This is a genomic window from Myxococcus dinghuensis, assembly GCF_024198235.1.
GTDB classification, from domain to species: domain Bacteria; phylum Myxococcota; class Myxococcia; order Myxococcales; family Myxococcaceae; genus Myxococcus; species Myxococcus dinghuensis.
In genome coordinates, this window is record NZ_JAKCFB010000036.1 from 63,542 (window position 1) to 87,525 (window position 23,984).

The 23,984-nt window shown below is 73.1% G+C and carries 18 protein-coding genes; 7 read left to right on the top strand and 11 right to left on the bottom strand.

Translation table 11 applies throughout. The annotated features are described in order from the left end of the window. Nucleotides 1-14 precede the first annotated feature (14 nt). Nucleotides 15-1,457 (bottom strand): aldehyde dehydrogenase, encoded by a 1,443-nt coding sequence (locus tag LZ198_RS33140; RefSeq protein WP_253976137.1) that lies wholly within the window; start codon nt 1,455-1,457, stop codon nt 15-17. An 806-nt stretch (nt 1,458-2,263) separates the two neighbouring features. On the opposite strand from LZ198_RS33140, the gene LZ198_RS33145 reads away from it, so the two are divergent. From LZ198_RS33145 to LZ198_RS33155, 3 genes are all read left to right on the top strand, one after another. Next, complete coding sequence (locus tag LZ198_RS33145; protein WP_253976138.1) at nt 2,264-4,000, top strand: ABC transporter permease; 1,737 nt, start codon at nt 2,264-2,266, stop codon at nt 3,998-4,000. A 14-nt stretch (nt 4,001-4,014) separates the two neighbouring features. Further along, complete coding sequence (locus LZ198_RS33150) at nt 4,015-5,289, top strand: ABC transporter ATP-binding protein (RefSeq protein WP_253976139.1); 1,275 nt, start codon at nt 4,015-4,017, stop codon at nt 5,287-5,289. Nucleotides 5,290-5,375: 86 nt separating this feature from the next. Beyond that, nucleotides 5,376-6,158 (top strand): SDR family NAD(P)-dependent oxidoreductase, encoded by a 783-nt coding sequence (locus tag LZ198_RS33155; protein WP_253976140.1) that lies wholly within the window; start codon nt 5,376-5,378, stop codon nt 6,156-6,158. 61 nt (nt 6,159-6,219) lie between these two features. Here LZ198_RS33155 and LZ198_RS33160 read toward each other — a convergent pair whose 3' ends face one another. Continuing rightward, nucleotides 6,220-6,831, bottom strand: coding sequence for an outer membrane beta-barrel protein (locus LZ198_RS33160; RefSeq protein ID WP_253976141.1), 612 nt, complete (start codon nt 6,829-6,831; stop codon nt 6,220-6,222). Nucleotides 6,832-7,043: 212 nt separating this feature from the next. Between LZ198_RS33160 and LZ198_RS33165 the strand changes: the two genes are divergently transcribed. After that, nucleotides 7,044-7,829: a 2-keto-4-pentenoate hydratase gene (locus LZ198_RS33165; RefSeq protein ID WP_253976142.1), complete on the top strand. Its 786-nt coding sequence runs from the start codon at nt 7,044-7,046 to the stop codon at nt 7,827-7,829. 7 nt (nt 7,830-7,836) lie between these two features. Here LZ198_RS33165 and LZ198_RS33170 read toward each other — a convergent pair whose 3' ends face one another. The 5 genes from LZ198_RS33170 to LZ198_RS33190 all read right to left on the bottom strand — a co-directional run bounded on the left by LZ198_RS33170 (nt 7,837) and on the right by LZ198_RS33190 (nt 13,987). Continuing rightward, on the bottom strand, nt 7,837-9,288 hold the full coding sequence (locus LZ198_RS33170; RefSeq protein WP_253976143.1) for a hypothetical protein: 1,452 nt from the start codon (nt 9,286-9,288) through the stop codon (nt 7,837-7,839). Between the two features lie 162 nt (nt 9,289-9,450). Continuing rightward, complete coding sequence (locus LZ198_RS33175) at nt 9,451-10,467, bottom strand: hypothetical protein (RefSeq protein ID WP_253976144.1); 1,017 nt, start codon at nt 10,465-10,467, stop codon at nt 9,451-9,453. Continuing rightward, the gene (locus LZ198_RS33180) at nt 10,464-11,099 is read right to left on the bottom strand and encodes a hypothetical protein (protein WP_253976145.1); all 636 of its coding nucleotides are present in this window, start codon (nt 11,097-11,099) and stop codon (nt 10,464-10,466) included. Before LZ198_RS33180 ends, LZ198_RS33175 begins: the two co-directional genes overlap by 4 nt. A gap of 19 nt (nt 11,100-11,118) precedes the next feature. After that, nucleotides 11,119-12,441, bottom strand: coding sequence for a hypothetical protein (locus tag LZ198_RS33185; RefSeq protein WP_253976146.1), 1,323 nt, complete (start codon nt 12,439-12,441; stop codon nt 11,119-11,121). Nucleotides 12,442-12,559: 118 nt separating this feature from the next. Further along, entirely contained in the window at nt 12,560-13,987 is a 1,428-nt protein-coding gene (locus tag LZ198_RS33190; protein WP_253976147.1) for an FAD/NAD(P)-binding protein, read from the bottom strand. Between the two features lie 171 nt (nt 13,988-14,158). Between LZ198_RS33190 and LZ198_RS33195 the strand changes: the two genes are divergently transcribed. Continuing rightward, on the top strand, nt 14,159-14,752 hold the full coding sequence (locus tag LZ198_RS33195) for a cysteine dioxygenase (RefSeq protein WP_253976148.1): 594 nt from the start codon (nt 14,159-14,161) through the stop codon (nt 14,750-14,752). Here LZ198_RS33195 and LZ198_RS33200 read toward each other — a convergent pair. The 4 genes from LZ198_RS33200 to LZ198_RS33215 form a co-directional block, all read right to left on the bottom strand. Beyond that, complete coding sequence (locus LZ198_RS33200; protein ID WP_253976155.1) at nt 14,688-15,653, bottom strand: sensor histidine kinase; 966 nt, start codon at nt 15,651-15,653, stop codon at nt 14,688-14,690. The genes LZ198_RS33195 and LZ198_RS33200 overlap by 65 nt on opposite strands. Before the next feature lie 168 nt (nt 15,654-15,821). Continuing rightward, nucleotides 15,822-17,069, bottom strand: a complete 1,248-nt coding sequence (locus tag LZ198_RS33205; RefSeq protein WP_253976149.1) for a serine/threonine-protein kinase — start codon at nt 17,067-17,069, stop codon at nt 15,822-15,824. A 150-nt stretch (nt 17,070-17,219) separates the two neighbouring features. Next, nucleotides 17,220-18,212, bottom strand: coding sequence for a hypothetical protein (locus LZ198_RS33210; protein ID WP_253976150.1), 993 nt, complete (start codon nt 18,210-18,212; stop codon nt 17,220-17,222). A gap of 249 nt (nt 18,213-18,461) precedes the next feature. Continuing rightward, nucleotides 18,462-19,877, bottom strand: a complete 1,416-nt coding sequence (locus LZ198_RS33215) for a serine/threonine-protein kinase (RefSeq protein ID WP_253976151.1) — start codon at nt 19,875-19,877, stop codon at nt 18,462-18,464. A gap of 283 nt (nt 19,878-20,160) precedes the next feature. Between LZ198_RS33215 and LZ198_RS33220 the strand changes: the two genes are divergently transcribed. Both LZ198_RS33220 and LZ198_RS33225 read left to right on the top strand, forming a co-directional pair. Continuing rightward, nucleotides 20,161-22,422, top strand: a complete 2,262-nt coding sequence (locus LZ198_RS33220) for a PAS domain-containing protein (RefSeq protein ID WP_253976152.1) — start codon at nt 20,161-20,163, stop codon at nt 22,420-22,422. Nucleotides 22,423-22,448: 26 nt separating this feature from the next. Next, on the top strand, nt 22,449-23,984 hold a 1,536-nt coding region (locus LZ198_RS33225), incomplete at its 3' end, for an OPT/YSL family transporter (protein ID WP_253976153.1).

Sequence of the window (23,984 nt, forward strand, 5' to 3'; positions counted from 1 at the left end):
CGTCTCCAAACGGCTCACAGCTTGATGCAGACGTTCTTCGGCTCGGTGAAGAAGCGCAGCGCCTCCCAGCCTCCCTCGCGCCCCACGCCCGAGTCCTTCACCCCGCCGAACGGCGTGCGCAGGTCGCGCAGCATCCAGCAGTTCACCCAGACGATGCCGCTGTGCAGCCGCGAGGCGAGGCGGTGCGCGCGCGTGACGTCCTTCGTCCACACGCTCGCCGCCAGGCCGTACTTCGTGGAGTTGGCCCAGGCGAGCACCTCGTCCTCGCCGTCGAAGGGGATGAGCGTGGCCACCGGGCCGAAGATCTCCTCCTGGTTGGTGCGGCACTCCGCGCCCAGGCCCTCGATGAGCGTGGGCTCCACGAACCAGCCCTCCGCGCAGCGACCGGACAGGCTGGCGCGCTGGCCTCCGGTGAGCACGCGCCCGCCCTCCTGCTTCGCCAGCTCGATGTAGCCCATCACCTTGTCGAAGTGCTGCCGCGACACCAGCGCGCCCTGGTCCGTGCCGGCCTCCAGCGGGTCCCCCACCTTCAGGGCCCGCGTGCGCGCCACCAGCGCCTCCTTGAAGCGCGCGTAGAGCGGGCGCTGCACGAAGATGCGCGGGCCGCACAGGCAGATCTGCCCCTGGTTGGAGAACGACGAGCGCACCGTGGTGGCCACCGCCTCCTCGAAGTCGCAGTCCTCGAAGATGACGTTGGGGTTCTTCCCGCCCATCTCCAGCGACACCTTCTTGAACAGGGGCGCCGTCACGCGGGCGATCTCCGCGCCCACGCGGGTGCTGCCGGTGAAGGAGATGGCGGCGATGTCCGGGTGCTCGCTCATGGCCGCGCCCACCTTGGGGCCCAGGCCGTGGACGACGTTGAGCACGCCCGGCGGGAGGCCCACCTCGCGCGCCACCTGGGACAGCAGGTACGCGGTCATGGGCGTCACCTCGGACGGCTTGGCCACCACGCAGTTGCCGATGGCGAGCGCCGGCGCGAGCTTCCACGTCAGGAGGTACAGCGGCAGGTTCCACGGGGAGATGCAGCCCACCACGCCCAGCGGCGAGCGCAGGGTGTAGTTGAGCGCGGTGCCGTCCGTGGCGTGCGCCTCGCTGGAGAACTGCGTCACCGCGTCCGCGAAGAACTCGAAGTTGAGGATGGAGCGCGGGATGTCCACGGTGGAGGCCACGGACAGGGGCTTGCCGCTGTCGATGGACTCCGCTCGCGCGAAGGCGTCCAGCCGCTGACGGATGGCCTCCGCGAGCCTGCGCACCATCCGCGAACGCTCCGCCGCCGGGGTCGCGGACCAGGCCGGGAAGGCGCGCTTCGCGGCCTCCACCGCGTCCTGGACGTCGGACGCGTCCGAGTCGGGCACCTGCGCGTACGTGCGCGCCGTCGCGGGCTCCGGCTTGTCGAGCCACTGGCCGCCGCGCGCGGGGCGCAGCTCACCGCCGATGTAGTTGAGCACCTTCTCCATGGCCGGACCCTCCGTGCATGCCCGTCGACCGGGGAGGCCACGAGCGCCCGCTCTCCCGGACGCCGGGAGCAACGGGGCCGCGCGGAGCCCGGGTCGAACGCGGCGCAATGTACGAAACCGCTCGTGTCGTCACCAGCGTCACGGACGCACGACGTCCAGTGGTCCGCGCTCGGCCGGACGACGTGCCCCAGGACACCGGCTCGTCACGGCGGTGTGCCCCGCGCCCGAGCGGCGGTCCGCTTTCCGCCCCGATGACGCAGGACGCCGGCCACGCTCCGTGTGGTGGAGCGACGCGTCGGGCCACGCCCCGTCCGGGCGGGGTGCCTGCCTGGACGGCGGGCGCCTTCGGGGCGTCGAGGGGCTCCCGGTGGCGAGGGGCCTCCGGCGGTGGTGTGGGTCTCCTGCTCCACGGGGGGCCGACGCGGCGTCGCGGTGTCGACCGCAGGCGCGGCCTTCGTCGTGGGGCGGACGGTGTGTCCCCGTCCCAGGGGCGTCCCTGTCGGCGCGACGTGCCGCCGTTCTCCGGGCGTGGCTACGTTGGCGCCGGGAGCCGCTCCCGCGTCGCCAACGAATGGAGGTCTCATGGTGGACGCGCCGTCCACCTGTCGGGTCGCACGCCGCGTCGAGGACGCCGTGGACGGGGCCCGCGAGGCCCACGCGTGTCGGGCGGTGGACGCGGCTCGTGCCTCCGGGGCAGGCGCGAGCGCCCCGAGGACGTCGTCGTGCGTGGGGCGAGGTCGAGCGTCCTCGTGGCGTGGGGGAGGGGAGCGCGTCGCCGCTGCGAGGCGCGGCTCCGAGGTTCCTGGATGAGGCGCCCCCGCGTCTTCTGGGGCGAGTCCAATGCCTCGCTGGAGGAGGAGCGCCGCTTCGGCGTGGTGGACATGCTGGTGGTGGCGGGGCTGGCGGGCGCGCTGTTCGGCGGGCTGCGCGCGGCGCACGAGTGGACGGGCGCGCTGCGGCCGACGGTGGACATCGACCTGTCGCCCCGCGCGCTGCCGGCCTACGCGTTCCTGTCGATGTCCCGCGGGCTCATCGCGTATGTCTTCTCGCTGGGCTTCACGCTCGTCTATGGCTACTGGGCCGCGAAGGACGCGCTGGCCGAGCGCGTGCTGTTGCCGCTGCTCGACATCCTCCAGAGCATCCCCGTGCTGGGCTTCATGCCCGGGCTCGTGCTCGCGCTGGTGGCGGCGTTCCCCGGGAGCAACGTGGGGCTGGAGCTGGCCGCGGTGCTGATGATCTTCACCGGGCAGGCGTGGAACATGACGTTCAGCTACTACCACTCGCTGCGCACCGTCCCGGCTGACCAGCGGGAGGCGGCCACGGTGTATCGCTTCGGCCGCTGGGAGCGCCTGAAGTGGGTGGAGCTGCCGTTCGCCACCATCGGCCTGGTGTGGAACAGCATGATGAGCATGGCCGGCGGCTGGTTCTTCCTGATGATCAACGAGGCCTTCGTGCTCGGGGACCGGGACTTCCGGTTGCCTGGACTGGGCTCGTACATGAGCGTGGCCGTGGCGCGGGGAGACGTGCCCGCGATGGTGTGGGCCGTGTTCGCGATGGCCACGATGATCGTCTTCCTGGACCAGGTGCTCTGGCGTCCGGTCGTCGTCTGGGCGCAGAAGTTCCGCGTGGAGGAGGGCGGACAGGCGGAGGCGATGCGCTCCTGGTTCCTGGACCTGCTGCGCCGCTCGCGGCTCTTGGCATTGCTCGGCGCGGCGGTGGGGCGGTCGCGGGCGCATGCCCCTCCGCGGCGGCACCCGCCGCACGTCCAGCCGACGTCACCGGGTGGGGGGCGGCGGACGCGCTGGCCCTCCCTGCTCCTCTTCGGACTGCTGCTGCTCGGGTTGCTGGTGGGGACGTGGCGGCTGGTGCTCGTCATGCGTGGTGTCACCCTGGCGCAGTGGGGGACCACGCTGGGGCTCGCGCTGGTGACGCTGGGGCGGGTGCTGCTGGCCACGGTGCTCGGCACCCTGTGGACGGTGCCGGCGGGGCTGGCCATCGGCCTGTCGCCGCGCGCCTCGCGGCTGCTCCAGCCGGTGGTGCAGGTGGTGGCGTCCTTCCCGGCGCCCATGCTCTTCCCGGTCGTCGTGGCCGGGCTCTCGTTCGCGGGCGTGGGGCTGGGCTGGGGCAGCGTGCTGCTGATGCTGCTGGGGACGCAGTGGTACATCCTCTTCAACGTGGTGGCGGGCGCCACGGCGATTCCCGCGGACCTGCGGGAGATGGCGCGCGGCTACCGCATCGAGGGCTGGGCGCGCATGCGCTCGCTCTACCTGCCCTCCATCTTCCCGTACCTCGTGACGGGGTGGATCACCGCCGCGGGGGGCGCGTGGAACGCGAGCATCGTCTCCGAGCTGGTCACCTTCCGGGGCCGGGTGCTCTCCGCGCCGGGCCTGGGGGCGCAGATCAGCGAGGCCGCGGCCCGCGCCGACTTCCCGCTGCTCGCGGTCAGCGTGGTGGTGATGTCCACGGTGGTGGTCACCTTCAACCGCCTGGTCTGGAAGCGGCTGCACGGCCTGGCCGAGACGCGCTTCTCCCTGAGTCGCTGAGCGTGGAGGCCTGGATGGAAGCGCCGCTGTGCGAGCTGCGAGGGGTGTCCCAGTCCTTCACCCAGCCCAATGGCGCGCCGCTGCCGGTGCTCCAGGGCATCGACCTGCAGGTGCGCCCCGCCGAGGTCGTCTGCCTGCTGGGCCCGTCGGGGTGCGGCAAGTCCACCCTCCTGCGCATCCTGGCGGGCCTCATCCGCCCCACCACGGGCGAGGTGCTGTACCACGGGCGCCCGCTGACGGGCCTCAACCCGGGCGTGGCCATCGTCTTCCAGTCGTTCGCGCTCTACCCGTGGATGACCGTCGCGCAGAACATCCAGGTGGTGCTCCAGGCGGCGGGGCTGCCCCGCGCGGAGGTGGCGACGCGCGCGGCCCAGGCCATCCGCACCGTGGGGCTGGACGGCTTCGAGGAGGCCTACCCCCGCGAGCTGTCGGGCGGGATGAAGCAGCGGGTGGGCATGGCGCGGGCCTTCTCCCTGCACCCGGAGATGCTCTTCATGGACGAGCCGTTCAGTCAGGTGGACGCGCTCACCGCGGAGAGCCTGCGGGCGGAGGTGCTCGACCTGTGGGCCTCCCGGCGCAGCCAGTCCTCCTCCATCCTGATGGTGAGCCACGACATCAAGGAGGTCGTCTACATGGCGGACCGCATCGTGGTGCTGGGCGCGCACCCGGGCGTGGTGCGCACGGTGGTGGAGAACACGCTGCCCAGGCCCCGGGACTACCGCTCGCCGGAGCTGCTGCGCATGGTGGACCGGCTCCACGACATCATCACCGGGCACGAGCTGCCGGACGTCGCCAGCCCCACCGCCCTCGCGGGGCCGGAGATGGAGCCGCTGCCGACGGTGAGCACGAGCGAAATCGTGGGGCTGCTGGAGTACCTCGACGCGCGCGGGGGCTGCGAGGACGTGTTCCGCATGGCCACGGACACGGGGCGCGACTTCGGCAAGGCCATTGGCGTGGTGAAGGCCGCGGAGATGCTGGAGCTGGTGGACACGCCGAAGCGGGCGGTGGCGCTGTCCGGCACGGGCGCCCGCTTCCTGGCCTCGGACGTGGCGGGGCGCAAGGCCCTGTGGCGGGAGCAGCTGCTCCAGCTGGGGCTGTTCCGACAGCTCCGCGCCGTGCTGGAGCAGCAGCCCCGGCACGAGCTGCGGCGCGAGCAGGTGCTGGAGCTCGTCATCCTGCGCCTGCCGTTCGAGGACTACGAGCGGACGTTCGACACCCTGGTGCGCTGGGGGCGGTTCGGGGACCTCTTCGCCTATGACGAGGAGCGGGAGCTGCTGTCGCTCCAGTGACCCGGGTGGGCCGCGGGGGAGGGGTTCGCGGGGGCCTTCGGGGCGGAGGCGCGTCTCGGATATAAAGGCGGGAGGGAGGAATCATCATGTCGCGGAAAGTGGCCCTCATCACCGGTGCGTCGGCGGGACTCGGGGAGCAGTTCGCGCATCGCTTCGCCCGGGAGCAGGTGGACGTCATCCTCGTCGCGCGCGGCGCGTCGCGCCTGGAGGCGCTCGCCGCGAAGCTGGAGCAGGAGCACGGGGTGAAGGCCCACGTGCTGCCCGCGGACCTGTCGCGGCCGGAGGCACCCGAGCAGGTCTTCGCGCAGGTGAAGGAGCGCGGGCTCGCGGTGGACTTCCTCGTCAACAACGCGGGCTTCGGCTCCAGCGGGCCCTTCCTGGACCAGGACCTGGCGCGCGAGGCGGAGATGGTGGAGGTCAACTGCACCGCGCTCCTGAAGCTCACGCACCTGTTCGCGCGCGACATGCGCACGCGCGGCTTCGGGCGCGTCCTCAACATCGCCTCCACCGCGGGCTTCCAGCCCGGCCCGTACATGGCCACGTACTACGCGACCAAGGCCTTCGTGGTGTCGCTGTCGGAGGCGGTGTCGCACGAGCTGAAGGGCACGGGCGTGTCGGTGTCGTGCCACTGCCCCGGCGCGACGCACACCGAGTTCGCCGCGCGGGCCGGCAACGACAAGAGCCGCCTGTTCCAGCGCTCGGGCGTGGCGCGCGCCCCGGAGGTGGTGGACCACGCCTACCGGGTGATGATGCGCGGCGAGGTGCTCGCCATCCACGGCCTGCTCAACGCGCTGGCGACCTTCATGGTGCGCTTCAGCCCGCGCGCCGCCGTGCGCTACGTCGCCGCGGGGCTCAACCAGAAGGGCTGAGTCCCCGGGCACGGCGGCCCACCCGCGAGGCGCGCGGCTGGGCCCGTTCCCGCGCGCCGCGTCAGTTGTACGTGGCGGTGAACAGCAGGGCGAAGTGCGCGACGTTCCAGTCGTCGCCGTTGTTCGACTTGCTGCGGATGCGGCCCAGCGCGACCTCGGCGCCGATGCCGATGCCCCAGTTGTCGCTCACCCACCACTCCTTGCCCAGGCCCAGGTTCAGGCCCACGCCCGAGTCCGTCTCGGCGATGTTGTCGCCGTCCTCGGTGATGCTCAGCTTGTTCACCACCACCGCGCCGGTGATGTAGAAGTTGGCGGGCATGAAGTAGTAGGTGATGCCCGCGCCGGCGCCGAGGTAGTTGCTGCTCGTGTCGGCGTTGCCGCCCTCGATGGTCTCGTCACCAATCTCGAGGTCGGGGTTCGTCACCGACGAGCCGAAGAGCTTCCCGTAGATGATGAAGTTGTTGAACACCGCATAGCCCAGCTCCAGGTCGAGCGAGCCGGAGACGCCCTTGATGGCCAGGTCGACGTCGGCCGCCTCGGCGCGGGTGTAGCCGAGCCCGAACTGCCCGCGCAGATAGAAGCCGTCGTGCGTGTGTTTCCCGGCATCGCCCTGGGCGAATGCCGCGGGTGCCGCGAGAAGCGCTGCTGCCGTGATGAGCCAGTTGTGACGCATGGAGTGTGGTCCTTGCTTCCGGTGAAGCCACCCCGGCCGGGGGCCGTGTCTGGCTTTATGCAGCACCGCGGGCCCTCCGCGCCAGCCCCGGACTGACAGGTTTTCCGCGACCCATGCGGGAGAGGATGGCGAGAGGCTCGCCCAGGGGCGTCCAGGCGTGCTCTGCTGCGCGCCCCCCGCCCGTGTCCGGTGGGGTCTTCGAGGAGGACGGGATGACGCAGACGGTGGACGCCCAGGCGCTGGCCCTCGAGCTGGATTCGGCGCGGTTGGAGCGGCGCGAGGTGCCGCCGCTGACGAACGCGCATGCGGGACTCTCGCTGTCGGAGGCGTATGCCATCCAGGAGGCGGGGATCCGGCTGCGGGTGCGGCGGGGCGAGCAGGTGGTGGGGCTGAAGATGGGGCTCACGTCCGAGGCCAAGCGCAAGCAGATGAACCTGGACTCGCCGGTGTACGGCGTGCTCACGGACCGGATGCGGGTGGCGGCGGACGGCGTGGTGCGCGTGGGCGAGGGCATCCACCCGAAGATCGAACCGGAGATTGCCTTCCGGATGAAGCGCGAGCTGAGCGGGAAGGTGACGCGGGACGAGGCGCTGGACGCGTGCGAGTCCGTGTTCGCCGCGATGGAGATCCTCGATTCGCGCTACCGCGACTTCAAGTACTTCTCCCTGCCGGACGTGGTGGCGGACAACGCGTCGTCGGCGCTGTACGTGCTGGGCACGGCGGAGCACCCGCCGCGCGCGTTCGACCTGACGCGGCTGCAGATGACGATGTCGGTGAATGGCGAGCCGGCGCACTCGGCGCGCTCGGACGCCATCTCCGGGGACCCGGTGCTGTCGCTGGTGCAGCTGTGCGAGCTGCTCGCGCAGCGGGGGCAGGTGCTGCCGGCGGGCAGCATCGTCCTGGCGGGCGCGGCCACGGTCGCGCACATGCTGCGGCCGGGAGACCAGGTGCGGCTGCACGTCGAGAGCCTGGGCGAGGTGGCGGTGTCGGCCGCGTAGCGGGCGGTCAGTGCAGCCAGGTGGAGACCTGGCTGGCGCGGTGGACGGGGCGCGTGTCCAGCTCCTCCCAGCCCACCGCGTAGCGCTCGCCGTGTTCGCGCAGGAAGGCGTCGAACGCGTCGAGCGACAGGCGGGCCCGGGCGGAGTGGCGCGCGGGCAGCTCGCGCTTGAGCGCCGGGTGGTAGCGCACGAGGGTGGCGAAGTCGCGTGGGTAGGCCACGGGGTCCACGCCCAGCAGCGCCGCGTGCTCCACGGCCCGCGCGAGCAGGCCGCGCCAGCGCTCCATGGAGGCCAGGTTGATGGACTCCACGCCGTGGGAGTAGAGCATCAGGTACTGCTCGTCCCAGGGTTCGGAGACGTCCAGGTACTGCTCGAGCGCGCGCGCCGAGGACTCCTGGTTGCACGCGAGCCAGAAGGGGACGGCGCCGGTGCGCAGCGCCCACCACGGCTCCATCAGGATGAAGGACTCCACGAGCAGGCGGCGCACGGGGATGTGCCGGGCGCGGAACCAGTGTCGATGGAGGTCCGCGACGAGGGGGCTGAGGGCCTCCGGCTCCGGATAGACGATGCGCCGCAGCCGCCAGCGGCGCTCGCGGGCCAGGCGCGCCAGGTCCTCGAGCAGCGCGGGCTCGAAGCCCCACTCCGCCTCCGGGCTGTCGCCGTCGAAGGGCGGGGAGGGCCAGCGTGGGAAGTCGGACCCCTGGCGTTGCAGGAAGTCGCGCACGCGGGGGCCGCCGTGGAGCAGCTCGTGGGGTGTCGCGCCTCCGAGCGAGCCGTGTTGGAAGACGTGGTGGGGGCCCAGCCGCAGCGTGGGCCAGCGCAGGGTGCATTCGGAGACGAAGAGGGTGGCGCCGGGCTCCAGGCTCTCCTCGAGGAACTGGCGGTAGGTGTCACCGAGGACGCGGCGCTTGAGGTGGAGGCGGGAGACACCGCGCAGGGGCAGCCGGTCCTGGTCGGCGTCGTGCAGGTGGTGGAGCTGGAGGTCGGGCTGGTCCTCGAGCAGGGTTCGCGCCGGCTCGGTGGCGAAGGTGAGGTCGGCGAGCGGCTCGTCGATGGGGACGCTGCCCGCGTGGCGGAGGGAGAGGCGCAGCGTCTGGGGCAGCCATGGGATGCCCAGCGCGGCGCACAGGTGGATGAGCGCGCCATTGGACGCACCGACGACGGCGGCGGGGTAGCGCCCACGCGGATAGCGGCCGACGACCCAGCGCGCGTGGGCCTCCGCGTCGAAGCGGGCCAGGGTCCGTGGCGGCACGGCCTCCGCGACGGCGCTGCGCAGGTAGGCGGCCTCGCGCAGTGGGACGGAGAGGCGGTTGATGGCGGGCAGCAGCGCCTCGAAGACGGGGCTGGTGCGCGGGTGCGTGCCCAGCGCGGGGAAGTCCCGGCCGTGGAGGAAGCGGGCGAGCGCGCGCAGCATGGCTGAGCTGGCGTCCAGGTCCGCGACGAAGCGGCGAGCGTTCATGTCGTGGCCCCCGGGCGGCTCCTGCGCGGAGGCGGGTTCGACGAGCCCATGTCTCCTCCCTCGGCCGCGCGGGCGGCACGCTCGGAAGGTAGACCTCGATGGATTCCCGGACAGCCACCGCCCGCCTGTCTGTCCGCCCTCGGAGTGGGCGGGCAGGGGGCTTCAGGCCGCGTGACGGGTCAGGGCCTGGGTCACGTGCTGGCTCAGGAACCGGAACGCGTCCACGCGCTTGCCGGCGGGAGAGGACACGACGGCCTCACCGAGTCCGGCCCGGTAGAGCAGGTCGAGCGTGGCCTCGTGTCCCTTGCGCTGCTCCGTCACGAGGAGCTGCGCGGCATGCAGGGATTGGCTCACCTCGGGGGGCGTGCCCTGACGGCTCCTCCCCTGAATCACGGCTTCCAGGGCCCGCTCGAGGCGTGTCGCCCTCGTCGCGGGAGTCCCCCTGCGCGCGCGGGCCATCTCGTGCAAGGCGAAGACGAGGCAGACCTCGGGCGGGGCCCGTTGGATTCCGGCGTAGGTCTCGACGAGCAGGGCCTCCACCTGCTTCGTGGGGAGTGCTCGGGGCATGAGCAGCAGCCGCACGGCGGCGTAGTGGACGTTGTCCGGATCCAGCCTGACGGCGCGTTGGATGGCGGCCCATGCGGCGCGAGGACGCCCCTGGGCCTGCTCGAGTCGACACGTCGACCACCAGAGCCCGGGCGTGCCGGGGAAGCGGCTCCGCAAGGTCTCCAGTTCGCGGAGGTAGCGTCGCAGCTCCCGACCCTGCAGGAACTCCACGCTCGCGGACGTGCGAGCCAGGCGAGGGGCCTTGCGCAGCGCGCCCACGAAGTCCGCCACCAGTCGCAGATAGCGCGGCTCGAGCCGGGCGAGCATGGGCCCGACCGCGTTCTCCGGCAGGGCCCGCGCCGTGTCGAGCACCTGCCCCCAGGCCCTGGCCGCCAGCGTCGGGGCTCGTCCCTCCACGAAGCAGGCGCACTGCTCGACGGCGGAGGCCAGCCGCACCTCGGCGGAGGGATGCTCCAGGACCTGGAGCGCACGTGCCTCCGCGCGGGCCGCGTCGTGGAGCAGCGCGAGTCCCTCGAAGACGCGCGCCTCGCCGCCTTCGGCCAGGAGCGCGGTGGCGCGGAGCTTCAGCTTGCCTGCCTCTCCCACTCCGAGCGGGTATTGCTCCGACGTCATGGCTTCACCTTAGCGATGACGAAAACGCGGGGCGAGGCACACCAGAGCGACAGATGGGCCTCGACGATGTCCCGGCGCTCCCGCAGGACGCCTTGCTTCCCCAGGTCGTCTGCCGCCGCGCTTCCCAGGCGGAGGGCGTTCAACGCCGCGAGTCCGCCACGGCTCCGCCCCGCCACTTCCACTCCGCGCAGCGCGCCCGGCGTCACGTCGAAGAGGAGGTCGGGCGGGAGGCCCTTGCGCATGCTCACGACGCGCCGCCCCGGGAGCAGGAGGGAGATTCCCACGAGCGCGAGCCCGTAGGCCGCCAGCTCCGTGACGTGCTCTCGCTGGGCGGTGCGCCCCGCTCGCATCCGGGCCGTCCGCTCCGTGAGCGCGCGGTCCCTGGCCTCGAGCTGCGCGAGGTCCCAATCGAGGCGCAGCAGGAGGCGTTCGGACACCGGGGCCGACGCGGGCTGGTGGTGGAGCGTGAAGCGCAGCGGGCGACGGCGCCGCTTCCTCGCTCCCGCCGGGACCCAGGCGAGAACCGCGGGAACGGTGTCCACCACCCAGTCGAAGTCCTGGTCGGCATAGAGGCGCTCCAGAGGGTGGTCGACGACGCGCATGACGTGGAGGGTAGTGGCGGGGCCTGACATGCCCGCGCCCCCTCCAGGCTCAGGGCGCCAGCGCTCGCGGCGCGGGCGCGGTGTCCGCCGTCACGTGCAGGCTGTACTCGGACAGCGAGCGCGAGCAGGGGCGCAGCCGGGCCTCGATGGAGCTGGTGGGCTCCAGCACGAAGGCGGAGTCCTGCTGGCGCGGCGCCATCTCCGGCCAGTGACCTCGCTCCGCGCGCGCGAGGTCCACCTCCGTCAGGGTGACGAGCGCGTCATGGCGCATCCGCCGCAGGTCCAGCCGCTCCGCGTAGCCGGCGTAGTTGCCCACCTCGGGGCCGTCCACCGGACCCAGCCAGCCATCGTCCCAGTCCGCGATGCGCGTGAAGGCGCGCTGCCTCGCGGCCGCCGGCAGGTCCGCCGCCTCCACGAGCGCGTCGAACACCTCCACCGTCTTCCACCACGCCCGCCGGAACTCCAACGGGCTGCTGGAGTGCTCCTCCATCTCCCGCAGCTCGCGCGGGAACAACTCCAGGCTCTCCTTCGGCAACGCCGCCAGCGCCTCGTCCGTCATCAGGGGCTGGAAGTGGAACAACTGGAGCACCAGCGACTCGTGCCGCAGCGTCACCGAGAAGGGCGTGAACCCCTCCGCCAGCCGCCGGAGCTGGACCAGCGCCAGGCGCTTGCGCTCCACCGGCGCCCGGTCCAGCGCGTCGGCACACGGACGGTAGACGAGGCCCTGCCCCGTCGCCGCCAGCATGTGCCCCTCCAGGCCCCCGCCCTGCTCCAGCTCCCGCGCCAACGCCAGCCCGTCCAGGCACGTGTCCACCGCCTCCGAGGCCTGGCCCTGCTCCAGTCGCAGGCGCGTCTCCATCGCGGCCAGGTGCACCAGGTACACCAGCGCCACCTTGCCCTCGGCCGCGTGCGGATGGTCCATGGGCGCGAACACCCCCATCGACGCCGGGAGCCCGCCCTCCTCCGCGTGTGTCGCCAGCAACGCCCGCGCCAGCACCTCCCGCCCCAGCTCCAGCTCCGCGTGGCAGCTCTCGGACAGCGCCGTCGTCGCCTGCTGCCCCGCGTCCACCTCGTCCTGGCACGGCTGCTCCGTCAGCCACTCCGCCCCGCCCCGGGCGCGGGGCCTCGCGCGGTACAACCCCACCACCGCGTCCATCAGCGGCTCCGCGTGGTGCGCGAAGCTGCCCGACATCGGCGAGAGGACATGCGGGGGCCGCACATGCCGGGCCCGCGACAGCGCCTGGACCTCCCCCACCAGCCGGTCCGACAACGCCACCGTCCGCGCGCGCACGTACCCCAGCCCCCCCGCGCACGCGACGAGGAGGACGAGCATGCCTCCGGCCACGGTGATGAGGGGACGTTGGAGCATCATGAGGGGGAGCCCGGCGGCCCAAAGCCTCGCACGAAACCCCCTCCTCCCGGGAACTCCTCTCCACCCGGGAGTTCATTCACTCGGAGTGTAGTCCCGGGCGGGCCGCGTCCGGCCGTCGTCAGCCGGCGCTGCGGCGGGGCGTGGCCAACTGCTTCACCAGCCGCTCCGCCAGCTCCCGGGCCTGGGCGCGAATCTCGGGGATGGCCGTCGTCTCCCACAGCTCGCCGCGCCGGGTGGGGCCCAGGGTGAAGAGTCGTCGGCTCGGCTGTCCCCGCGCGTCCACGAGGGCGCCGGGGCCCTGGGTGGCCAGCCCCAGCCCCAGGGCGTCCGGGCGCGCCAGCCCCGCGTCCACCAGGTCTCCGAGCAGCGGGTGGGCCTGCTCGCGCAGGCTGGCCTCCGGGCCGGTGCAGTTGACCACGTGGGCGACGCCCAGCCGGGCCTCGCGTCCCTCGCCCCGGGGGCGGAAGGTGACGGCCACGCCGTCGTCCGCGAGCTCGAAGCCGCGCACCCGCCCCGCGTGGACCCGCAGCCGCCCCTCGGCGCGCAGCCGGTCCACCCCGTCCGCGACGTCCGGGGCCATGCGGTGCCGGTGCACCTCCCAGCGCGTGCGCAGGTGCCGCAGGAAGCGCCGCCGCTCGTCCAGCGGGAGGCGCCGCCACAGGGGCACCGTCACCGGCCGCAGCGCGTCCACCACCCCGCGCCAGTCCGCGCCGCGCAGCGCCGCCCGTGCCACCTCCTGGCGCACCCGGCGCACCAGCGGACGCAGCCGCACGGCCCGCGCCGCCTCCGGCTCCAGGTCCAGCCCCGCGTCCCGCAGCGCGTGCAGCAGGTCGCGCGTCCCCGGCACCGCCGCCGAGGAGGGCTCCTCGAGGTGCCGGTGGGGCAGCAGGCCGTGGCGGGACAGGGCGTGCATCGGCCCCTCGTGCCCCCGGGCCCTCAAGGACAGCACCGTGTCCACCATGGTGAGCCCCGTGCCGATGAGCAGCACCGCGTCGTCCGCGCCGATGCCCTCCAGCGCGCCCTCCGTCCAGGGCGAGCGGACATAGCGGGGGCTCGCGTACAGCCCTCCGTCCGGGACGCGCAGGTCCGCGGGCTGCGCGTTGCCGGGCGCGAGCACGGCGACCTTCGCCAGCCGCTCGTCGCCATCCGAGAGCGTCAGCCGCACGCCCCGGGCGTCCTCGCGCACCGCCACCACGTCCGCCGTCAGCACCTCCAGCCGCGCCCCCGAGGGCGAGGCCTGGGACGTCTCGCGCAGCAGCTCCTGGAGGTAGCGTCCGAACCGCATGCGCGGGACGAAGTCACCCGGCCGGGTGTCCGGGGTCTCTCGCCTCAGCCAGCGCAGGAAGTGCTCGGGGTCGTCCGCGAACGCGCCCATCCGCGCCGCGGGGACGTTCAGCAGGTGACAGGGGCTCCGGGTCGAGTAGGCGAGCCCACGCCCCACCTGTTCGCCGCGCTCCACCAGCAGCACCCGAAGGGGCGCCCGCGCGTGCCGCAACAGGTGGATGGCCAACAAGACGCCGCTGGCCCCCCCTCCAATGATGGCCACATCCCCAGGACTCCACGCTCGCACCGGGCAATCCTATGTCCGCTCCTCTCCAGCGGCATCCGGGAGCGGTCGCCCTCCGTGCAGGCGACGCCTCCGGACATTCGGCGCGCAACCCCTGGCCCCGGTCGCACGCCGTGTCCACACTCCGACGCACATCCGAGGAGGACGCGCATGCATGAGCCCGCCATGGAGAGTCAGGAGACGGCCGTGCCGGAGTCGCGAGCGTTGCTCGGCTGGTCGCTCCCGGAGTCGCGCGAGGACATCCCCTCGCTGCAGTGGCTGGTGACGCGGCTGCGCGACAGTCGCATCGATTGGCGGCTGCTGGAGTCGCTCGTGCGCTTCGAACCCGCGCACTACGCGCGGCGGGTGCTGGTGCGCACCGACGCGTGCGAGCTGCTCCTGGCGTGCTGGCTGCCGGGGCAGGCGTCGCTCGTCCACGACCACGGCGGCTCGCACGGCGCGGCGTTGCTGGTGCGCGGCGAGCTGAAGGAGACGCGCTTCGCGTGGGGGGGAGATCGGCTGTTGCCCGCGCTGGCGTGCAGGGCGGGGGAGGGCGACGTCATGCTCGAACGCCCCGACACCATCCACCGCGTGGTGAACCCGTCGCGCCACGGCGCGGTGTCGCTCCACCTCTACGCGCCGCCCATGCAGGGGATGACGCCATACGACGGCCAGACGGTGCCGGGGCGGACGCGCCGGCTCAGACCACCGCGTCCACCTGGGGGCGGGGGGGCTGGGCGAAGGCGCCGGCCACGGGCAGGGTGACGCGGAAGGTGCTGCCCCGGCCCGGCGCGCTCTCCACCGTCAGCGTGCCGCCCAGCGACGTGACGATGCCATGGCACACCGCGAGCCCCAGGCCGGTGCCCACGCCCAGCGGCTTGGTGGTGAAGAACGGGTCGAAGATGCGCTCGCGGTGCTCCGGGGAGATGCCGCAGCCGGTGTCGCTGACGTCCACGGCCACGCGGCCCGGATAGCTCTCCCGGGCCACCACCCGCACCTCGTTGGTGTCCACCTGTCCGGGGACGATGGCCTGCGCCGCGTTGAGCAGCAGGTTGAGGAACACCTGGCCCAGGCGGGAGCCGTTGCCCTGCACCAGCGGGACGCCGTCACACTCGACGACGAGCCGCGCGCGGTGCCGCAGCTCGTGCATGGCCATCTTCGCCGCGGTGCGCACCACCGAGCCCAGGTCCGACGGCCCGCTGCCCACGTCCTCCGAGCGCGACAGCGTCTGCAGGTCGCGCACGATGAGGCGGATGCGCTCGGCGCCGTCGCGCGTCTCCGCCAGGGCCTCCAGCACCTCCTGGCGCTCGCGCTCCGGAAGCTGCTCCTTCTGCTGGAGCTCCTGGTGGATGTACTCCAGGTTGCTGAGGATGAAGGCCAGGGGGTTGTTGATTTCGTGCCCCACGCCCGCCGCGATGCGGCCCAGCGCGATGAGCCGGTCGGCGAACAGCAGCTGGGCCTGCGTGGCGTGCAGCTGCTCCAGGCTGCGGGACAGCTTCGCGTTGGCCGCCTCCAGCTCCGCGGTGCGCTCGCGCACCGTCGCCTCCAGCGACGCCGCCGCGCCGTCTTCTCCCAGGGGACGGGGCCGCTCCTGGAACGCGCGCCGGACGGCGCCGCGTCGCCGGGCGACCGCCGACATCAACAGCACCCTGGCTCGTAGCGTCATCACGTCGCGGTCCCGGCGTCAGGTGTCCGTCCCGGGCCGCCCGGGTCGGGATGGACGCATGAAGTGAACACCGGTCAGCGATGCCGGGCAAGGAGCGGTTGTCGGGGACACGCTCGCACCACGCGTGCGCAGGTGGGTAGTCGACGGCCATCTGCGCCGGGGCGCGTGTCACCGTTGGAGATCGGATGCTTGGTCCGGAGCGGCCGGGCCTCGGGGCGCAGGCTGGCCCGGCGTGTCGCGGGCGCGCTCCAGCGCGAGCCCCCCCAGCCCCGTCGCCCCGAGCGAGGGCCGCCACGTACCCGCCCACCACAGCCCGCCCGCCAGGCTCATCCCCACGCCCATCATCGCCACCGTGTGCGCCAGCGCGCGGGACTGCGGGCGCCGCCACGCCAGCGGCGCGTGGACGACGAGGCTCGGCGCGCGCCGGCGCATCCGGGGGGCCGCCGCGTCGTTGGAATCTTCCGCCAGGCCCGCCACGGGACAGGTCCGGGGCTCGGCGGGGGCCGGCGGGGCTCCGGGCGTCGTCGCGTCGCGCAGGGGCACCTGCCAGCCCGCTTCTCCGGACGAGGACAGACAGGCCTCCAGCGCCGCGCACAGCGCGGTCGCGCTGCCCCGGGCGTCGGGCCGCTTGTCGAGCAATCGCAGACACACGGCCGCCAGCGCCTCCGGGACGCGGGCGTTGTGCTCGAGGGGGGACGCGGGGGGCTGGTGGATGACCGCGTCCACGCCCTCGGGGGACTCCGCGTCGGGGAAGGGTGGTCGCCCGGTGAGCATCCCGTGGAGCACGACCCCCAGCGCGTACAGGTCATCCCCTCGCGTGGGCTGGTAGCGCCCGAGCGGCCAGGCGCGCGAGAAGGTCAGGGCCTCCGGGCTCCGGTAGCGGGGCGTGCCCGGCGGCAGCGCCTCGTGGGACAGCAGGGGCGCGCCGGTGTAGTCGCCCACGCCGAAGTCCAGCAGCACCGGCGTCCCGTCCTCCTCCCGCACCACGACGTTGGACTCCTTGATGTCGCGGTGGAGCACCTGCGCCGCGTGCGCCGCCTCCAGTCCCCGCGCCAGTCCCAGCGCCAGCCTCGCCACGCCGTGGGCGTCCGGGTTCTCCTCCTCCAGCCATTGAGCGAGGGGGCGCCCGTGGACGTACTCCATGGCCAGGTAGCGCCACTCGGGTGCGTCCACGGGATGGAGGCCGGTGTCCCGGAAGCCCACGACGTTTCGGTGTGACAGCCGCAGCAGGATGGCGACTTCCCGTCCGGCCCAGCCGCCCAGGTGTTCGAGCGACTGGAGCTTCAGCGCCACCACCTCGCGGCCCCGCCGGGCGCGGTACACCACGCCACAGCTTCCCGCGCCCAGCCACTGCTCCACCGTGTAGCCGGCGATGAGGGTTCCCTCGGGGGCGTCCAGCACCTGCAGACCCGTCATGTGCCTTCCCCCCGCGTGAGGATGGCTCCGGCCCGACCCTGCGAATGGGCCGACGCTAGCACGACCCGTGGGGGTGGATGCGCAGGTCCGGTGCGCGGGGCGCCGGCGCGAGGTCGACCAGGTGACAGTGTCAGCGGCGGGACGGCGGTGTCACGGCGCGCAGGCGCCGCAGTCGGCCTGGCAGGAGAGCGCCGTGGTGCCCGTGCCGCAGCGCTCGGTGAACTGGCAGACGCCGTCACCGCACTGGTAGATCTCCGCGGCGCGGATGCGCGTGGTGATGGGCCGGTACTGCGTCCCGTTGTAGGTGCAGGACGAATAGTAGGGGAGGTCCTGGCCGGCGCCGTCCTTCGCGCGGGTGCAGAGCGAGGCGCACGTGCCCGCCTGGATGATGGGCGCGCAGTCCGTCTGGCCGGAGCTGGAGGCCAGGCCGCAGGTGCGCGGCGTGCTCTTGTCCGCCGCCAGGAACGACTGGTCGACCGCGGCGAACACCCCCGTGCCGTCGAAGAGGTTGCCGAAGAAGCACGCCTCCTTCTCCGGGTATGTCGTCAGCTCCCCTGCCGTGTACGGGATGGGGAGGTTCGCGTTCGCGCTCAGCCCCAGCACGGAGATGGGCACGTGCAGCCCGTACTTGTTCGCGTGCGCGGCCAGGCACGCGGAGACCACCTGCTTCTCCGTGTCCGTCGCCGGGCTGCCGTTGGCCCACGCCGGCGCCAGCCCCAGCCCACCCGTCCACGTGTACGTCACCCCCGTCACCGGGTTGGTGAAGGTGCGCGTCTCCGTCGACGCCGCCGCGCACGTCACCACGTAGTGCATCACCGAGTCCGCGGTGGTGGGATCCTGGTTGAACCAGGTCGCGAACCCGTTGGTGGAGAGGCCGTTCGTCGACAGGCCGTTGGTGGAGAGGCCGTTCGTCGACAGGCCGTTGGTGGAGAGGCCGTTCGTCGACAGGCCGTTGTCGGAGAGCTGCGCGGCCTGCGTGCTCCGCACCTCCTCGCCCGACGTCGGCGTCAGGTCGTCGACCCCGCACCCCGCGCCGAACCCCAGGAGCCCGCACAGCGCTCCGACCCATGAACACCTGCCGAGGACGCGGCCCGGGACCGCGGTGTTGTCGTGACTCGACTGCGAGGATGAGGCGTGGCGCATACGATTCCCCCGTGTGGGGTGGTCAGCGCTGGCTGACCACCTGGACACCCACCTCGTTTCAGCAACCCCAAAAAATGACGCTGAAACTGATGGGCCCCACAAGATTGGGTACCGCTGCCGCCTATGTGAATACCGCAGGGTAAAACTTTTCCTATCAGGTCGGACCCCTGACAGTCAGGGTGTGACCTCCAGGACTGCGAGGTCCCTGGATGCCCCGGATTCAACGACAAGTGGTGATTGCGGGGAGGGCTACGCCGGCTCGGGAAATTCCAAAGCCAACGTCGCGGCGGGCGTGAGGGCGAAGCCCTCCGGGGCGCGCAGCCGCCACGCGGCGACGTCCGTCACCGGGCCGCCGACGACCTCGGATTCGCTGGAGTCGCCGCGGGTCTCCGCCTGTCCCAGGTGGACGCACAGCTGGACGTGGGCGCGTGCGGGCTCGGCGAGCTTCTCCGCGGTCTGCTGCAACAGCCGCAGGAAGCGCTCCGCCTCGCGCAGGTACTGGGTGCGCTCCGGCGTGGGCGCGCCGTCCTCCAGTGGACGCACCGCGAGCAGCGTGGTGCCGGACTGGAGGGCGAGCAGGAAGCCCGCGCCCCGCAGGCCCTGCTCGAGCCCGTCCAGCACGTCCGCCAGCACCGCGTACATCGCGTCGTCGTCCTGCGCGGTGGACGGCAGCAGCACCTCCGCGTGGACGGCGAGGGCCAGGCGCGTGTGGCTGGTGGGCTGCACCGGCTCCTCGGCCGCGTCGGAGAGGGCGGCGAGGAAGGCGGCCACGCTGGGGTAGCGCCGGGCGGCGTCCTTCTCCAGGCAGCGCAGCACGACGACGTCCACCGCGGGCGACACCGGCGCGATGGCGCTGGGCCTGGGCGCGGGCGCCTCCAGGTGCAGCCGCTCCAGCTCCATCCGGTCCTCGCAGAGGAACGGGTAGCGTCCGGTGAGCAGCTGGTGCAGCAGCACCCCCAGCGCGTAGATGTCCGTGCCCGGGCCGATGGGGCCGCCGCGGAACTGCTCGGGGGCCATGGCGTGCGCGGTGCCCAGGCGCTGACCGGCGAGCGTGAGGCCCTCCTGCGCGGGCTCGGCGTGCAAGAGCTTGGCGATGCCGAAGTCGAGCAGCTTCACGCGGGGCTTCTCGCCCTCCTCGACGACGATGATGTTGCTGGCCTTCAGGTCGCGGTGGACGACGCCCGCGCGGTGCGCCGCCTCCAGCGCGCCGCAGATGGGCTCCAGGTACGCCCGCGCGCGCGACGCCGACAGCCGCCCCCGCTCCTGCACCACCTGCCCGAGCGTGCGCCCGGTCAGCAGCTCCATGACGTAGTAGGGGCTGCCGTCCGGCATCAGCCCGAAGTCGTAGACGTCGACGATGTTGGGGTGGCGAATCTGGTTCACCACGCGCGCCTCGCGCACGAAGCGCTTGAGCATCTCGCCCTGATCCGCCAGGTGCGGGTGCAGCACCTTCACGGCGGCGCGGCGGCCGAGGATGCGGTGCTCGGCCTCGTAGACGCTGCCGTGCCCGCCGGACGCCAGGAGCGCCTTGAGGAGGTACTCACCCGCAAGGGTGCCCGGGCCGCGCTCCTGCCGCGCCGCCTCCCCGCGTCCACGCTCGGCACCCGGGAGGTGGTCCGTGCGTGCCTGGATGCGGAACGTGCTCTCGGAATCCGCGGCGGCCATGAGTGCGGCACACCCTAGCACCTACCCCGACTCCATCGCTGCACGGGCCGGGCCCGGAGTGATAGCCGCGGCGCGCCAATCCCACCTGTGCGTTCACCACCCGTCACCCCGGGTGGGCCGGGGCTGGCCAGATGTCCGCTGGCGTATGCTCGGGACACGCATCACCCGGGGTGGTTGGACGGCGCCTCCCAGGGCTGTTGGATTCTCAGGACGTGACACCACGTGTGGCGACGGTCTGGGTTGGCGAAGGGCTGGGCACGCGTGGGGGCCGGGGGGCCTCTTCATGACGACACTGGATGACCTCACGACATGCGCGGGGCTGGCCCTGGCTCCGCCGTCCTCGACGGGGGCGTGTCTCATTCTCATCAGCACCACGACACCCGCGGCCATCGGCAAGGCGTTCCGGTTGGAGCAGGGTGAGCACATCATCGGCCGGGGCACGGAGGCCACGGTCCGCATCGACGACCACGGCGTGTCCCGCAAGCACGCCCGCATCTTCCGCTCGCCCGACGGCGCCTGCCAGGTGACGGACCTCGAGTCCACCAACGGCACCCTGCTCAACGGCACGCCGGTGTCCACGGCGGAGTTGCAGGAGGGGGACCGGCTGCAGATCGGCACCGTCACCGTGTTCCGCTTCTCCAAGCGCGAGGTGCTGGAGCCGCGCGAGGAGCAGCTGCGCCAGGCCCTGTCCGCCGCGCGCGTGGGCATCTGGGACTGGACGGCGTCCTCGGGGCGCGTGACGTGGAGCGAGCAGGTGGACCGGCTGCTGGGGCTGCCCGTGGGCAAGCTCTCCGGGCGCGCCATGGACCTGGAGGAGGTGGTCCACCCCGCGGACCTGCCGCACGTGCGCGAGGCGCTGGCCATGGCGCTGGAGCGCAAGACGCAGGTGGACGTGGAGTACCGCATCGAGCCGCCCGGCAGCGGGTGGCGGTGGATTTCGTGCAAGGGCGACGTGCTCTGCGACGTGTCCGGCAACCCCGCGCGCGTGACGGGCACGGTGATGGACATCACCGCGCGCAAGCAGGCCGAGCAGGAGCTGAACCGCCAGGCGCTCATCTTCGAGAGCATCTACGACGGCGTCGTCATCACCGACCTGAACGGCGGCATCATCGACTGGAACGCCAGCGCGGAGCGGATGTTCGGGCGCAACAAGTCGGAGGCGCTGGGGCAGACGCTCTTCAGCGTGCTGCACCCGGGCGAGGCGGACCGGCTCACCGGCATGGTGCTCGCGGGGCTGGAGAAGCAGGGGCGTTGGACGGGGGAGCTGGAGTTCCGGCGCCGCGACGGCACCACCTGCTGGTGCGAGTCCGTGGTCGTCCCGCTGCGCGACAGCGAGGGGCGGGCCATCGCCAACATCATGGTCCACCGCGACACGTCCGAGCGCAAGCAGCTCCAGGCGCACCTGGTCGTCGCGGACCGGCTGGCGTCCGTGGGCACGCTGGGCGCGGGCGTGGCGCACGAAATCAACAACCCGCTGGCGTACATGCTCGTCAACCTGCACCTGGTGCGCGAGGGCCTGGAGAAGCTGGAGAGCCAGGTGCCCGCGGCGGCCATCGCGTCACTGCAGCAACTGGTGCGCGAGACGACGGAGGGCGCCGAGCGCATCGCCACCATCGTCCGCGACCTGAAGGTCTTCGCGCGCGGCGAGCAGGAGGTGCGGCTGATGCCGGTGGACGTGCGCCGCGCGGTGGAGCTGGCGTGCAAGATGGCGGACAACGTCATCCGCCACCGCGCGCGGCTGGTGACGGAGTTCGAGCCGGTGGCGCCGGTGGAGGCGAGCGAGTCGCGGCTGTGCCAGGTGTTCCTCAACCTGCTGCTCAACGCGGCGCAGGCGATTCCGGAGGACCGCACGCCGGAGCTCGAGCACGAGATTCGCGTCGTCATCCGCTCGGGCGAGCGCGGGCGGGTGCTGGTGGAGGTGAAGGACTCGGGCGTGGGCATGACGCCGGAGGTGATGGACCGCATCTTCGACCCGTTCTTCACCACCAAGCCGGTGGGCGTGGGCACGGGGCTGGGGCTGTCCATCTGCCACGGCATCATCGAATCCATGGGCGGCTCCATCCACGTGGAGAGCGAACCGGGCCAGGGCAGCACGTTCCGCGTGGTGCTGCGCGCGGCCACGCGCGAGCTGGAGGTGGTGCCGCGCATGACGCCGGCGGTGCACGTGAACGCCCGGGCGCGCATCCTCGTCGTGGACGACGAGCCCAACGTGACGCTGGCCCTGCAGCGCTCGCTGGCCGCGGACCACGAGGTGGCCACGGCCAACAGCGCGCAGGCGGCGCTGCGGCTGCTCAACGACGGCGTGCGCTTCGACCTCATCCTCTGCGACGTGATGATGCCGGGGATGACGGGCATGGACCTGTACCACGAGCTGGGCCGCTCCGTGCCGGACCAGGCCGGGCGCATGGTGTTCATGACGGGCGGCGCCTTCACCCCGCGCACCGTGTCCTTCCTGCGCGAGGTGCCCAACCTGAAGATTTCCAAGCCCCTGGACCTCACCCAGCTGCGCGAGCTGGTGGGGCGCTCCGCCGAGGCGGCGCGATGAACGAGCCCGTGGGAAGCTCGCTCCCCATGACCTCCTCCATCCCCGAGTCCCCCGAGGCGCCGCTCCTGAGGATGCCCGCGCGGGCCGGGGCGCCCGCCGCCGCGCGGTCGCGGGAGCTGACGGCGCGCGCGCTGGGGATGGGGCTCGCCGTGGGCGCGCTCCTGGCCGTCACCAACGTGTACATGGGGCTGAAGCTCGGGTGGTGGGAGAGCGGCTCCGTCACCGCGGCGGTGCTGGGCTTCGGCGGCCTGGCGGCGGTGACGCGGCGCCGGGGCTCGCCGTACACGGTGCTGGAGAACAACCTCACGCAGACCGCGGCGGTGTCCGTGGGCGCGATGCCGGCGGCGGCGGGGCTGTTGGGCGCGATGCCCGCGCTGACGCTGCTGGGGATGCAGGTGCCGGGCGTGGGCGTGGCCGCGTGGAGCGTGGCGCTGGGGGTGTTGGGCGTGCTGGCCGCGCACCTGCTGCGCAGACGGCTGCTGTTGGACGAGGCGCTGGCGTTCCCCACGGGCATCACCACGGCGGAGCTCATCACCACGATGCACGCCGCCGGGGACGAGGCGCGCACGGGGCGGGGCTTCTGGCTGGCGGGCGCGGGGGGGGTGTCCGCGGGGCTCACGCTGCTCAGGGACGTGCTCAAGCGCCTGCCGGGGCTCGCGGAGGCGCCGGGCGCGCTGGGCGGGGTGTCCGCCGCGTCGCTGACGTGGGGCGTGGCGTGGAGCCCCATGCTGGTGGCGGTGGGGATGATGTCCGGCCTGCGGCTGGGCGTGAGCATGCTGCTGGGCGCGGCGGTGGCGTGGGGCGTGCTCGCGCCGTGGCTCTCCGGCGCGGGCGTGGTGGCGGGCGCGGGGTACGACGCGTGGCTGGAGTGGTTGACGTGGCCGGGCGTGGGCCTGCTGGTGGGCTCGGCGCTGGTGTCGCTGCTGGCGCAGGCGCGGGACTTCCTGGGCGCGGCCCGGGACCTGGGCTCGCTGCGCGGCGGCGAGGGCGTGCCGCGCTGGGCCCTGGTGGCGGGCGGGGTGGCGGGCGCGGCGACGCTCGGGCTGGGCGTGGGGCTCTTCGGGCTGAGCCTGGCGCAGGGCGCGCTGGCGCTCCTGGTGCTCCTGCCCCTGTGCGCGGTGTGCGCGCGCGGCGCGGGGCAGGTGGACGTGTCGCCGGTGACGCAGGTGGGGCAGCTCGCCCAGGTGGCGTCGGGCGTGGCGCTGCCGGGCGCGGTGGCGCCGAACGTGGCGACGGGCGGCGTGGTGTCCGGCGCGGCGGCGCAGACGGGCGTGAGCATGTGGTCGCTCAAGACGGGGCACCTGCTGGGCGCCTCGCCCACGCGGATGCTCGTCGCGCAGCTGGTGGGCGTGCTGGCGGGCTCCGTGGTGAGCGTGCCCGCGTACCTGCTGCTCACCCGCGCCTACGGGCTGGGCTCGCAGGCGCTGCCGGCGCCGTTCTCGCACCAGTTCCGCGCGGTGGCGGAGCTGGCGGTGCGCGGCGTGGAGGGGCTGCCCGCGCACGCGGCGCTGGCCGGGGGCGTGGCGGCGCTGGTGGGCGCGGGGCTGACGCTCGCGGCGCGG

What these genes read in the sequence shown, in the direction of transcription:
- LZ198_RS33210 (WP_253976150.1), bottom strand. Translation starts at nt 18,212, where the DNA reads ATGCGCCACGCCTCATCCTCGCAGTCGAGTCACGACAACACCGCGGTC.
- LZ198_RS33145 (WP_253976138.1), top strand. Translation starts at nt 2,264, where the DNA reads ATGAGGCGCCCCCGCGTCTTCTGGGGCGAGTCCAATGCCTCGCTGGAG.
- LZ198_RS33185 (WP_253976146.1), bottom strand. Translation starts at nt 12,441, where the DNA reads ATGATGCTCCAACGTCCCCTCATCACCGTGGCCGGAGGCATGCTCGTC.
- LZ198_RS33165 (WP_253976142.1), top strand. Translation starts at nt 7,044, where the DNA reads ATGACGCAGACGGTGGACGCCCAGGCGCTGGCCCTCGAGCTGGATTCG.
- LZ198_RS33205 (WP_253976149.1), bottom strand. Translation starts at nt 17,069, where the DNA reads ATGACGGGTCTGCAGGTGCTGGACGCCCCCGAGGGAACCCTCATCGCC.
- LZ198_RS33200 (WP_253976155.1), bottom strand. Translation starts at nt 15,653, where the DNA reads ATGACGCTACGAGCCAGGGTGCTGTTGATGTCGGCGGTCGCCCGGCGA.
- LZ198_RS33215 (WP_253976151.1), bottom strand. Translation starts at nt 19,877, where the DNA reads ATGGCCGCCGCGGATTCCGAGAGCACGTTCCGCATCCAGGCACGCACG.
- LZ198_RS33155 (WP_253976140.1), top strand. Translation starts at nt 5,376, where the DNA reads ATGTCGCGGAAAGTGGCCCTCATCACCGGTGCGTCGGCGGGACTCGGG.
- LZ198_RS33180 (WP_253976145.1), bottom strand. Translation starts at nt 11,099, where the DNA reads ATGTCAGGCCCCGCCACTACCCTCCACGTCATGCGCGTCGTCGACCAC.
- LZ198_RS33175 (WP_253976144.1), bottom strand. Translation starts at nt 10,467, where the DNA reads ATGACGTCGGAGCAATACCCGCTCGGAGTGGGAGAGGCAGGCAAGCTG.
- LZ198_RS33170 (WP_253976143.1), bottom strand. Translation starts at nt 9,288, where the DNA reads ATGAACGCTCGCCGCTTCGTCGCGGACCTGGACGCCAGCTCAGCCATG.
- LZ198_RS33140 (WP_253976137.1), bottom strand. Translation starts at nt 1,457, where the DNA reads ATGGAGAAGGTGCTCAACTACATCGGCGGTGAGCTGCGCCCCGCGCGC.
- LZ198_RS33160 (WP_253976141.1), bottom strand. Translation starts at nt 6,831, where the DNA reads ATGCGTCACAACTGGCTCATCACGGCAGCAGCGCTTCTCGCGGCACCC.
- LZ198_RS33195 (WP_253976148.1), top strand. Translation starts at nt 14,159, where the DNA reads ATGCATGAGCCCGCCATGGAGAGTCAGGAGACGGCCGTGCCGGAGTCG.
- LZ198_RS33150 (WP_253976139.1), top strand. Translation starts at nt 4,015, where the DNA reads ATGGAAGCGCCGCTGTGCGAGCTGCGAGGGGTGTCCCAGTCCTTCACC.
- LZ198_RS33220 (WP_253976152.1), top strand. Translation starts at nt 20,161, where the DNA reads ATGACGACACTGGATGACCTCACGACATGCGCGGGGCTGGCCCTGGCT.